This window comes from Streptomyces sp. NPDC059900 (assembly GCF_050270335.1).
In the GTDB taxonomy this organism is placed as follows: Bacteria; Actinomycetota; Actinomycetes; order Streptomycetales; family Streptomycetaceae; genus Streptomyces.
Genome location: NZ_JBNNJZ010000295.1, coordinates 1 through 10,229, shown reverse-complemented (window position 1 = coordinate 10,229; position 10,229 = coordinate 1). Strand labels below are relative to the sequence as shown.

Annotated in this window: 10 protein-coding genes; 3 read left to right on the top strand and 7 right to left on the bottom strand. The window is 71.7% G+C overall.

Annotated features, from left to right (window positions below):
- Nucleotides 1–281 (top strand): SLATT domain-containing protein (locus tag ACQKIP_RS29580; protein ID WP_427744623.1); only part of this gene is annotated, 281 nt, incomplete at its 5' end.
- A gap of 89 nt (nucleotides 282–370) precedes the next feature.
- Here ACQKIP_RS29580 and ACQKIP_RS29575 read toward each other — a convergent pair.
- The 5 genes from ACQKIP_RS29575 to ACQKIP_RS29555 form a co-directional block, all read right to left on the bottom strand.
- Complete coding sequence (locus ACQKIP_RS29575) at nucleotides 371–1,021, bottom strand: hypothetical protein (protein ID WP_365859037.1); 651 nt, start codon at nucleotides 1,019–1,021, stop codon at nucleotides 371–373.
- Between the two features lie 112 nt (nucleotides 1,022–1,133).
- Entirely contained in the window at nucleotides 1,134–3,578 is a 2,445-nt protein-coding gene (locus ACQKIP_RS29570) for a dolichyl-phosphate beta-glucosyltransferase (protein WP_365859039.1), read from the bottom strand.
- Entirely contained in the window at nucleotides 3,575–4,291 is a 717-nt protein-coding gene (locus ACQKIP_RS29565) for a GntR family transcriptional regulator (protein WP_365859041.1), read from the bottom strand. The genes ACQKIP_RS29570 and ACQKIP_RS29565 overlap by 4 nt, the downstream gene beginning before the upstream one ends.
- Nucleotides 4,292–4,424: 133 nt before the next feature.
- Nucleotides 4,425–5,792, bottom strand: coding sequence for an aspartate aminotransferase family protein (locus tag ACQKIP_RS29560; protein WP_365859043.1), 1,368 nt, complete (start codon nucleotides 5,790–5,792; stop codon nucleotides 4,425–4,427).
- A gap of 254 nt (nucleotides 5,793–6,046) precedes the next feature.
- A complete protein-coding gene (locus tag ACQKIP_RS29555) occupies nucleotides 6,047–6,532 on the bottom strand; it encodes a hypothetical protein (RefSeq protein ID WP_365859045.1) in 486 nt (161 codons plus the stop codon).
- 72 nt (nucleotides 6,533–6,604) lie between these two features.
- On the opposite strand from ACQKIP_RS29555, the gene ACQKIP_RS29550 reads away from it, so the two are divergent.
- Both ACQKIP_RS29550 and ACQKIP_RS29545 read left to right on the top strand, forming a co-directional pair.
- Nucleotides 6,605–7,360 carry a response regulator transcription factor gene (locus tag ACQKIP_RS29550; RefSeq protein WP_365859047.1) on the top strand — a complete coding sequence of 252 codons (756 nt, stop codon included), beginning with the start codon at nucleotides 6,605–6,607 and terminating at the stop codon, nucleotides 7,358–7,360.
- Nucleotides 7,360–8,736 carry a sensor histidine kinase gene (locus ACQKIP_RS29545; RefSeq protein ID WP_365859049.1) on the top strand — a complete coding sequence of 459 codons (1,377 nt, stop codon included), beginning with the start codon at nucleotides 7,360–7,362 and terminating at the stop codon, nucleotides 8,734–8,736. Before ACQKIP_RS29550 ends, ACQKIP_RS29545 begins: the two co-directional genes overlap by 1 nt.
- Here ACQKIP_RS29545 and ACQKIP_RS29540 read toward each other — a convergent pair.
- Nucleotides 8,660–9,481: a VTC domain-containing protein gene (locus ACQKIP_RS29540; protein ID WP_365859051.1), complete on the bottom strand. Its 822-nt coding sequence runs from the start codon at nucleotides 9,479–9,481 to the stop codon at nucleotides 8,660–8,662. The genes ACQKIP_RS29545 and ACQKIP_RS29540 overlap by 77 nt on opposite strands.
- On the bottom strand, nucleotides 9,478–10,143 hold the full coding sequence (locus ACQKIP_RS29535) for a DUF4956 domain-containing protein (RefSeq protein WP_365859053.1): 666 nt from the start codon (nucleotides 10,141–10,143) through the stop codon (nucleotides 9,478–9,480). The genes ACQKIP_RS29540 and ACQKIP_RS29535 overlap by 4 nt, the downstream gene beginning before the upstream one ends.
- Nucleotides 10,144–10,229: the final 86 nt, after the last annotated feature.

Below are 10,229 nucleotides of genomic sequence, written 5' to 3'. Positions count from 1 at the left end.
GTGTGCGGGAGGTTCTCGGGCCTACCGAGGGGACTGCCAGTGAGGCTGCCGAGCGGTGTCTGGGGGTGCTTCGGCGGTTCTCGGAGGATGTGACGGAGCTTGTGCGGGCGGAGACCTCGGACTGGATGGTGGAGTTCCGGTCCGGGCCGGCGCCGTTGGCCATGCAGGCTGCGGTTCCTGCCTCCCGGGGGGAGGGCGGTTCCTCGCTTCCCGCGCGGGCCGCGTTGCCGCCGGGCGCCCGGCCGAACATGCCCCGGCAGCGGCCGCCGGAGCCTCGGTAGGGGCGGGGCGGGGTGGGGCGGGTGGGCTGCGGGGAGAGGAGCGGCGGGCCTGCCGGGCGGGGCCTGTTGATGCCGGGCAGGCCCCTGCGTCAGCTGTAGATGATCATTGAGCCCTGCGCCAGGCTTCGGGTCGTGGCCGCGTGCAGGCCCAGCCATACGTGGCGTTCTCTGGCGAAGGGGCTGTTGTCGGGGGGAGCCGGGGCTGCCGGTTCCTCCAGGGATGTGGGGGCCTCGGGCGGGGTCGGCGGGCGCGGCGGGTTGGCCGCGTCGATGCCGATGGACGGGGCCACGAACTCCAGCTCCCGGAGCAGTGCGTGGGACGAGCCCAGCGGGCCGCCCCCCGAGAGGAGTTCGTCGTTCGAGAGAGGTGCGGGGAAGTCCACCGGGACGTACGCCCCCGCGTGGTCGTAGTGCCAGACCAGGTGCGACTGCTGGGCGGTCGAGTCGAACATCTCCAGCAACTGCTCGTAGTCACCGCCCAGTTCGTCCACCGGAGTCACTTCGAGGCCGCAGACCTGGAGCAGATAGGCCCGGCGCAGGAAATGCAGCGCGTCGTAGTCGAACCCCGCCACCGGGGCAACGTCCCCGGACAGGCCCGGCATATAGGCGAAGACGGGGACGGCGGGCAGTCCTGCCTCGTGCAGTGCCTTGTCGTACACCGCGATCTCTTCCGCGAAGGGATTGTCGGGGCTGTGGCACAGCACGTCGACGAGCGGGACCAGCCACAAGTCACAGGCCAAAGGGTGCTCCTCAGGTCGGAAGGTCAGAAGGTCAGAAGTCGGCTCAGGTCCGGCTGATGTCGGACATCGGACGTTCCTCGCGTTCAGGCAGCGTAGTCCGGGCGGACGCCCGCTAGCTGCCCCTGTGCAGATCCCAGATCCACACCCCGTCTACCCACTTTCCCGGCCGGCCAAGGAGTTGCTCCACCGTCTCCCGCAGCGCGGCGTCGTGCGGTTGCGGTGCGAGGACCAGCACGCCCGCCTTCCAGTACGCCAGATCCTCGCGCGCGGCCTCGCGCCAGGCGTCCGTGAGCCGCGGGGCGCGGCCCGAGTCGCGGACGTCCCGCAGGAGGTTCGACGTGTTGCGGGGCGAGGCGCCGTAGATGCCGATGCGGTCCGGACCCCAGGGCCCGTTGAAGTAGCCGCCGGGCAGGCTGAAGCCCAGGCCGGCGGTGGTCTGCCAGTGCAGCGCCTGCGCACCGGCCGGGTCCGGCAGCGGTACCGGCACCAGGGATTCGCCCTCGCCCAGGTACCTGCGCCAGGTCCCGTCGGCGATGAACGCGGGCGGCTGCTCCCGCTCCACCGCCCGCAGCGGTGCGGGCACGATCGGCAGCAGCGCGAGGGCGACCGCGGCCACGCCCGCGTACCGCGCCGCCGTCATCGGGCGCCCCGCGTCGAGGAGGCGGGCCAGCGCAAGGGCGAGCAGCATGCCGAGCACCGGCGCGCACACCATCGCCACCCGCGACTCGATGACCGACTCGAAGAGGGGCGCGTGGGCCAGGGGCGCCCACGGCCCGGGAAGCACGATGTCCGTCAGCGGGATCCGGAACTTCGGGCCCAGCGAGAGCAGCGCCGCCGCGACGGCCGTGAACGCCAGCGCCTTCACCACCGCCCGCTCCCAGAAACGTACGACGATCGCGAAGGCAAGGGCGATCAGGGGCCAGCCGTAGAAGGCGTTCTGCTCGGTGGGGTTCTGGGCGAGGGCGTTGGCGGTCTCCTCGCTGCCCGCGAGCGAGCGTTCCGCGAAGGAGAGGAGGGCGAGGGGGCTGTTGCCGGAGTTGTCGCCGTGCAGCACGCTCGCATAGCTCTGCGGCCCGAAGAACTGCCAGTAGAGCGGGAAGGCGACCAGCGGGACCGTGACCGCCACGGCCACGCCCAGACCGCGCGCCAGGGGCCGGATCGCGTCCCTCGCCACATCCCTGCGCACCAGGCCGTACGCCGCCGCGAACAGCAGCATGCCCATCGCCGCGAGCAGCAGGGGTTCCTCGCCGAGGAAGATCTGGTACGTCGTGAAGAGGCCGAGGACGACCCCGTCCCGTACGACCCTGGAGCCATCGCCCTCGCAGAGCCGCAGCGCCCTGTCGATGATCGGCGGGATCATGAACAGGACCATGAAGTTCGGGTGCGCGTGGGCGTGGCTGATCATCGGTGGCGCGAAGGCGGCGAGTGCCGCGCCGACGGCCGCCGCGCCCCGGTGCCGTACGAGACGCTTGCGGATCAGCCAGTACCAGGCGACCCCCGTCGCGGCCAGGCCGAGCGTCATCGCCGCGTTGAGGGCGACAGCGGGGCCGAAGAGCCAGGTCACCGGGGCGAGGGGGACGGAGAGGCCGAGCATGACCGTGTTGGCCATGAGGTTCACGCCGTCGGGCTGGTTCTGGAGGGTCGTGAACAGGGGGTTGTGAAGGTGGCGGACGTTGTCCGCCGTCACCGCGAAGAACCACTCCCACTGGTTCTGGTCCTGGAGGGAGGAGGGGAGATAGCGGTCGCCGGGGTCGATCAGGCGGCCGGAGTAGAGGGTGACCGCCATGGACAGGAAGAGCGCCACGACGAGCAGATCCACCGGGCGGACGGTGCGGGCCTTGAGCGAGGTCAGCTCGGCGAGGACCTTCACGTAGTCGAAGGGGCGGACCTTCGAGCCCTCCTGGTGCGCCCAGCGCACCGGCACCTCGGCGACCGGCCAGCCGGAGCGGCGGAAGTACTGGAGTATCTCGACGTCTATCCCCCAGCCGCGCAGACGGGACGCGGCGAAGGCTTCACGGGCACGGTCGCCGTCGAAGAGCTTGAAGCCGCACTGGGTGTCGCGGACTCCGGGGACGGCGACCGTTCGTATCAGGAAATTGCCGGTACGGCCAAGCAGTTCGCGCAGGCGGTGCTGGTGGGCCTCGATGGTGGCGTCCGCGCCCGCGCGGGAGCCGATCGCTGCCTCGTGGCCGTCGGTGAGCGCCTTGTCCAGGCACTCCAGTTCCTGGATGGGGGTGGCCAGATCGGCGTCGGTGATCAGTACCCGGTCGCCGCGCGAGGCCAGGACACCGAGGCGCAGGGCGTGGCCCTTGCCGCGGTTGCGGCCGGAGTGGATCAGCCGGACGCGGGAGTCGGCGGCCTCGGCGTCGGCGGCGATGTCCAGGGTGCCGTCGGTGGAGCCGTCGTCCACGACGATCAGCTCCCACCGGGGGCGGTCGGCGCCGTCCGTGTGTCCGGCGTATCCGTCGTCGAGGTACTTCCGGATCGCGGCGAGCGTCGGGGCCAGGCGCCGTTCCTCGTTGTAGGCGGGGACGACGACGGTCAGGTCCACACTCATGCAGCGGCCGCGAGACGTTCGATGAGGGCGAGCGAGTGGGTGTTGTACTCGTCGATGATTCTGTGCGCGGCCTCCGGGTCGCGGTGCGCGAGGGCGTCGACGAGCTCGGTGTGCCGGGCCCAGAGGGTGCCGCGCAGGTCGCCGTCGCCGCGTTCGACGGCGCGGCGGAGGTAGGTGACGGCGCAGACCCAGGACTGGACGCGGATGCGGTGCAGGAAGTCCGAGAGGTAGGCGTTGCCGAAGAGGGCGCTGAGCTCGCGCCAGAAGCGCAGGTCGTAGCCGATGAGGACGTTCAGGTCGCCCGCGCAGGCGGCGCGCGATGCTTCCTCGCCGCGGCGGCGTACGGACAGGAGGGCGGCGGACGCCTCCTCCGGGCCCTTGGGCCCCAGCGGGGTGCCCTTGCGCAGGAGGTCGCGGAAGATGCCGTCCGCGACGAGGCTGCGGGCCTCCAGCATGCCGCGGTAGTCCGCGAGGGAGTGCTCGCGGACGCGGTAGCCGCGGTGCTGGTCGGCGTCGAGGAGGCCCTGCGCTGCGAGGTTCACCAGGGCTTCGCGGACGGGGGTCGCGGAGACGCCGTACTGCTCGGCGATCTCCTTGACCGTGAACTCCTGGCCCGGCTCCAGACGACCGCCGAGGATCTCGTCGCGCAGCGCGTCGGCGATCTGCTGGCGCAGAGTGCTGCGGATGACGGCGGGGCCGTCGGTGCCGGGCATCTGGGTTCCCTCGCGGAGTCGTTTCGGTGACCGTCGTTTGCTTACGAGCACGTCAGACTACGCGGTCGGGGTTCCCTGCCCCGGGCAGCCGGTTTCCGGCGCCCGGCAGCAAGGTGCCCCACGGGGGAAACGATCACACCGTGTGTTCGTCCGCCACCGTCAGCGCCGCGTCCAGTGCCGCGAGGCCTTCCTTGGCCTCCGTGTCCGTGATGTTGCACGGGGGGACCACGTGGGTGCGGTTCATGTTGATGAAGGGCCACAGGCCCTGCTTCTTCGCGGCGGCGCCGAACGCGGCCATCGGGGCGTTCGCCTCGCCCGTGGCGTTGTACGGGACCAGGGGCTCGCGGGTCTGCTTGTCCTTGACCAGTTCCAGGGCCCAGAACATGCCGATGCCGCGCACCTCGCCGACGCTCGGGTGCCGCTCGGCGAGCTCCGCGAGGGCGGGGGCGATGATCTCCGTACCGACGCGGGCCGCGTTCTCGACGACGCCCTCGTCCTCCATGACGTTGATCGTCGCCACGGCCGCGGCGCAGGCCAGCGGGTGGCCGGAGTACGTGAGACCGCCGGGGTAGGGCCTGCGGGCGAACGTCTCGGCGATGGCGGAGGAGATCGCGACGCCGCCCAGCGGGACGTAACCCGAGTTCACGCCCTTCGCGAAGGTGAGGAGGTCGGGCACGATGCCGCCGTCGAAGTGGTCGGCGGCGAACCACTTGCCGGTGCGGCCGAAGCCCGCCATGACCTCGTCGAGGACGAAGACGATGCCGTAGCGGTCGCAGATCTCGCGTACGCCCTTGAGGTAGCCCGGCGGCGGGGTCATGATGCCCGCCGTGCCGGGGACGGATTCCAGGATGATCGCCGCGATCGTCTGCGGGCCCTCGAAGGCGATGGTGTCCTCGAGGTGCTGGAGGGCGCGCTCGCACTCCTGCTGCTCGTTCTCGGCGTAGAAGGGGCTGCGGTAGAGGAACGGCGCCCAGAAGTGGACGACGCCCGCAGAACCGGTGTCGGAGGCCCAGCGGCGGGGGTCACCGGTGAGGTTGATCGCGGTGGAGGTGCCGCCGTGGTACGAGCGGTAGGCCGAGAGGACCTTGGGGCGGCCGGTGTGGAGGCGCGCCATGCGGGTCGCGTTCTCCACGGCTTCCGCGCCGCCGTTGGTGAAGAAGATCTTGTCCAGGTCGCCGGGGGTCCGCTCGGCGATGAGGCGTGCGGCCTCGGAGCGGGCTTCCACGGCGAAGGCGGGGGCGAAGGTCGTCATCTCCGCCGCCTGCTGCTGGATCGCGGCGACGACCTTCGGGTGCTGGTATCCGATGTTCGTGAAGACGAGGCCGCTGGTGAAGTCGAGGTAGCGGTTGCCTTCGTAGTCCCAGAAGTACGAGCCCTCTGCGCCGGCCACGGCGAGGGGGTCGATGAGCTCCTGTGCGGACCAGGAGTGGAAGACGTGTGCGCGGTCTGCTGCCTTTACGGCTGCGCCGACCTGGGGGTTCGGGTTCGGCTGAGGGGTCATGGGGGTGAGGGTAAATGTCCACGGTGTGGACGGGACATGGGCGTCCTGTTTTGCGGGGGCGGGGGGTACTGGACAGTGTGTCGCGCTCTTCCCTCGCCGGGGGCGGTGCGTCTCGTTCGTCCGGGCCCGGCATCGGGCCGGGGATTTTCTCCCCAACCCCGCCCCTTCCCGAAAACTCGCTCGGCGCAAGGGCCTTGTAGGCGCCGAAATCACCGGCTTCGCCGAGTTCGTCCTCAAACGCCGGACGGGCTGGACTAGTCGTCCGCCACCACCCTCGCCCCCGGCCGCCCGTCCTCCCCGCAGCGGATCTCGTACGGCAGGTCGTCCTGGTCATCGTCGTCGTCGCTTGGTTCAGCTTCCAGGCGGGCCACCCTGCCCGGGCCCCGTTCCACGTCGTCGTCGATGTGGAAGCCGTCCGACGGGCTCCACGAGACGAGGTACACCGTGCCGTCCTGCCTGCACTCGACGGTCGCCGTGCCGCCCGTGAAGCGGAGGGTCGAGCGCTCCGATGCCGGTTGGGAGGGCGTTGGTGTGCTGGACGGCGAAGGCGACTCCGGCGGCGGAGACGCCGATGCAGACGTCGCCGACAACGCTCTCTCCACCGCGGCCTCGTCCAGGGGATGGCTGTGTGCCGCGTCGCCGCTGTCCGACGTGGCCAGCTGCCAAGCGCCCAGCGCTCCCGCGGCCGTTCCCATCGCCACCCATGCCGCGGTCACCGCCGCGCTCCGCCACTTCCTCATCGGGCCACTGTGCCGCACAGTTTCCTAACGCCCGGTTAAGGGGCGGCCAAAGCACCTGACTACGGTGGATGTATGGCCCATCTTCTCGTCGTGGAGGACGATCCCCAGCTGCGCGGCGCCCTGGTGCGGGCCCTGCGCGACAAAGGACATGCCGTCGCCACCGCGCCCAGCGGCATGGCAGGCCTGGACGCGGCGGTCACGCACCGCCCCGATCTCGTCGTGCTCGACCTGGGGCTTCCGGACGTGGACGGCTCGCAGGTCCTTCGTATGCTGCGGGCCGTCAGCGACGTGCCCGTCATCGTCGCGACCGCCCGCGACGACGAACCGGAGATGGTGGCGGTCCTCGAAGACGGAGCCGACGACTACATCGTCAAGCCGTTCGGCGCCGCCCAGCTCGACGCCCGCATCAAGGCGGTCCTGCGCCGGCTCGGCGCCGGTGAAGCGGCCGAGGAGCCCCTGCGGGTGGGCGGCCTGGCCATCGACCAGGCCTCGCGCGAGGTCACCCTGGACGAGCGCCCCCTCGACCTCACCCCCCGTGAGTTCGACCTCCTCACCTACCTCGCCCACCGCCCCGGCCAGGTCGTCTCCCGCCGCGAACTCCTCGCCGAGGTGTGGCAGCAGCCCCTGGGCGGCGCCGACAAGACCGTCGACGTCCACCTCTCCTGGCTCCGCAGAAAGCTCGGCGAGACCGCCCAGGCCCCCCGCTACCTCCACACGGTCCGCACGGTGGGCGTCAAGCTGACGCCCCCCGAAGAGAGCCCGGCCCCAGTCCCCCCGGAGGCTGACAGCGAGGCGAAACCCGCCTCCCGGGGCCCGGGGGCAGGCTGATGCGACGCAGTCTTCTCCTCCTCACCGCCGCCACCACCGCCCTCGTGCTCACCGCCCTCCTCGTCCCCCTCACCCTCCTCACCCGCACCCACGCCGCCGACCGCACCACCGCCGAGGCCACCGCCAGGGCCCAGTGGGTCGCGCACGCCATCGGGCCCGCGCTCGCCACCCCGGACGAGCGCGAGACCGCCGAGCAGACCGTGGAGAGCGTCAACACGCAGGATCTTCCGAGTACTTCGCTCGTCCTCGCCGACGGCAGCGTCATCGGGCCCGACCCCGGCGGCGCGCCCCGCGTCACGGACGCCATCCGCCTTGCCCGCACGGGACGCGCCTTCACCTACGAGCCCTCCACCGGCGGCCGTCAGGTCCTCGTCCCCGTGCAGGGGGCCGCCGGCGGTACGGCCGTGGTGCAAGTGACGCTCAGCGAGAAGCAGTTGTACGCGGGCACCATGACCTCCTGGCTCGTCCTCGCCGGGATCGGGGTCGGCCTCGTCCTCGTCGGGCTGCTCCTCGCCGACCGTCTCGGCGCGCGTCTCGTCGGCGCGACCCGCCGCCTCGCCCGCACCGCGGACCGCCTCGCCGCGGGCGACCTCACCGCACGCGCCACCCCGGAGGGTCCGCCCGAACTGCGCCTGGTCGCGGGCCAGCTGAACCACCTCGCCACCCGCATCGACGAGCTCCTCACCGCCGAACGCGAGAACGCCGCCGACCTCGCCCACCGCCTGCGCACGCCCGTCGCCGCCCTGCGCCTGGACGCGGAGACCCTCCGCGACTCGGAGGAGGCGCAGCGCATCGCCGCGGACGTCGCGGCCCTCGAACGCAGCGTGGACGACGTGATCCGCAAGGCCCGCCGCCCCTTCCGCGACGCCCCTTACGCGGACCTGGCCGCCGTGGCCCGCGAACGCGCCGCCTTCTGGCTGCCGCTGGCAGAGGACCAGGGACGTACGACGGAGACCGAGACGGAAGAGGCGGAAGGGGCGGAAGCAGCCGCTCCCGTGCCCGTGCCCGAGGACGATCTCACCGCCGCCATCGACGCCCTCATCGGCAACGTCCTCGACCACACCCCCCAGGGCACGCCGTTCCGCATCACCGTCCGCACCACCCCGGCAGGGCGGGCCGAACTCACCGTCGCCGACGAAGGCCCCGGCCTCCCCGCGACCTACGCGGACGCGCCGGCCCGCGGCACCAGCGGCGGCGGCTCCACGGGGCTCGGCCTCGACATCGCCCGCCGCACGGCGGAGTCCGCGGGCGGCACCTTCGAGATGGCGTCGGACGCCAACAGCGGCACCCGCGTGACGCTCACCTTCCCGCTTGCTGCCCGGCCGCCTGCGAAGCCCTCGGAAACGCGACCCGGACCGACCGGGCCCACCGATTGACCCCGAGCTCCGGCCGCAGCGCGGCGAAACCGCCGCAGTACTTCGTGAAGTCGGCGGCCCGCACGCCGTACCGGTGCAGGACCCGGTCCGCCTCCGTCAGGTGCCCCTGCGTCTTGGTCTCCACCAGGACGAGCCCGGAGTCCGCCGCCACCGAGCGCCCGGTGGCCACGTCCCGCACCACGAGCCCGGCGTCACACGTGATGCGCTGCCCGTCGGCCACGAAGGTCGCCCGCTGGTACGCGGTGACGAGCGCGGTCGTCAGTCCGTCGGGTGCCTCGATCCCGTACGACCCGCTCAGTACGCCCGCGAGGAATCCCTGCCGCTCGGCGTCGAGCACGCGGTCGTCGCCCTCGAGACGCTGGCGGTGCTTGACCGTCTCGCCCCGGCCGCTCTTCAGCTTGATCTCGAACTGCCGCTCGCCGCTGTCCTGGTAGACCCGCTCCCGGATGCGGTAGCGCAGCCGCCTGCCCTGCCGGTGGTGGTGGTAGGTGAGCAGCTCGGGGGTGTCGTAGTACGTGGAGTGGTAGCTGAACCAGCGCTTTCCGCCGATGCTCAGGGCCCGGAAGGGGCCCGAGGCGCGGCGCGGGTCCGTGAGGAGCGCGGCCAGGTCGTCGAAGATCTCGACCGGCACGAGATAGCTGTTGTCGTAGCGGGCGAGCAGTTCGGCGCGGGCGTTGACCTCGTCGAGCGAGATGGGGTGCGCGGCGAGCGCGGCGCGTCCGATGGCGCGTACGGCGGGGTTCACACGGACTCCTTCTGGGCGACGGGGGCAGGCGTGCGGGACCGGGTCGTGCGGCGTCGTGGTGCTGTACGTATGAACTCCCCGGCCTGCTCGGAAGGTTCCGGTTGGCGGAAGCGGACTTCCAGAACCATCAGGTCACGGACGTAGTCGACCTCCTGGACGGTCCAGCCGAGCGGCTCCCCCAAGCGCCGTGACAGCTCGGCGCGCAGGGCGGTCTCCTCGCGGTACACGGCGTCCAGGGTGATGACCGCACGCCGGTCACCGGCGAAGAGGCGCGGGTGGTCGGCGCCGTACATCACCAGGAGCAGCACGGCCGCGAACCCGGCGGCGACCGGCAGATCGAGGCCCGGAAGGCCGCAGAGCAGGCCGAGCACGAGGGTGATGAAGTAGTACGCGACCTCCTGGTGCTGCAAGGCGTCCGAGCGGAGCCGGACGATCGAGAGCACCCCGAAGAGTCCGAAGCCGAGCGCGAGACCGCCGTTGCCGCCGGCGCTCGCGAGGGCGGAGACGACCGCGAAGAGCGCGACGTTCAGGGCGAGATAGGCGGGCACCAACTCCCTTCTGCGGTGCCGTGGATAGAAGACCCCGAAGGTCAGGAGGGTCACGGCCACCAGGTCGAGGCCGAGGTGGGCGGCCATCTGTCCGAGGTTCTCTGCGCTGTCCATGACCAGGACGCTAGGGAGCGGCGGGTTAAGGGCGCCCCCAGCGGGAGTTAACGAGCCGGAGAGCCCATCCCCGGGGACCCTTGACC

What these genes read in the sequence shown, in the direction of transcription:
- ACQKIP_RS29545 (WP_365859049.1), top strand. Translation starts at nt 7,360, where the DNA reads ATGCGACGCAGTCTTCTCCTCCTCACCGCCGCCACCACCGCCCTCGTG.
- ACQKIP_RS29570 (WP_365859039.1), bottom strand. Translation starts at nt 3,578, where the DNA reads ATGAGTGTGGACCTGACCGTCGTCGTCCCCGCCTACAACGAGGAACGG.
- ACQKIP_RS29555 (WP_365859045.1), bottom strand. Translation starts at nt 6,532, where the DNA reads ATGAGGAAGTGGCGGAGCGCGGCGGTGACCGCGGCATGGGTGGCGATG.
- ACQKIP_RS29565 (WP_365859041.1), bottom strand. Translation starts at nt 4,291, where the DNA reads ATGCCCGGCACCGACGGCCCCGCCGTCATCCGCAGCACTCTGCGCCAG.
- ACQKIP_RS29535 (WP_365859053.1), bottom strand. Translation starts at nt 10,143, where the DNA reads ATGGACAGCGCAGAGAACCTCGGACAGATGGCCGCCCACCTCGGCCTC.
- ACQKIP_RS29560 (WP_365859043.1), bottom strand. Translation starts at nt 5,792, where the DNA reads ATGACCCCTCAGCCGAACCCGAACCCCCAGGTCGGCGCAGCCGTAAAG.
- ACQKIP_RS29550 (WP_365859047.1), top strand. Translation starts at nt 6,605, where the DNA reads ATGGCCCATCTTCTCGTCGTGGAGGACGATCCCCAGCTGCGCGGCGCC.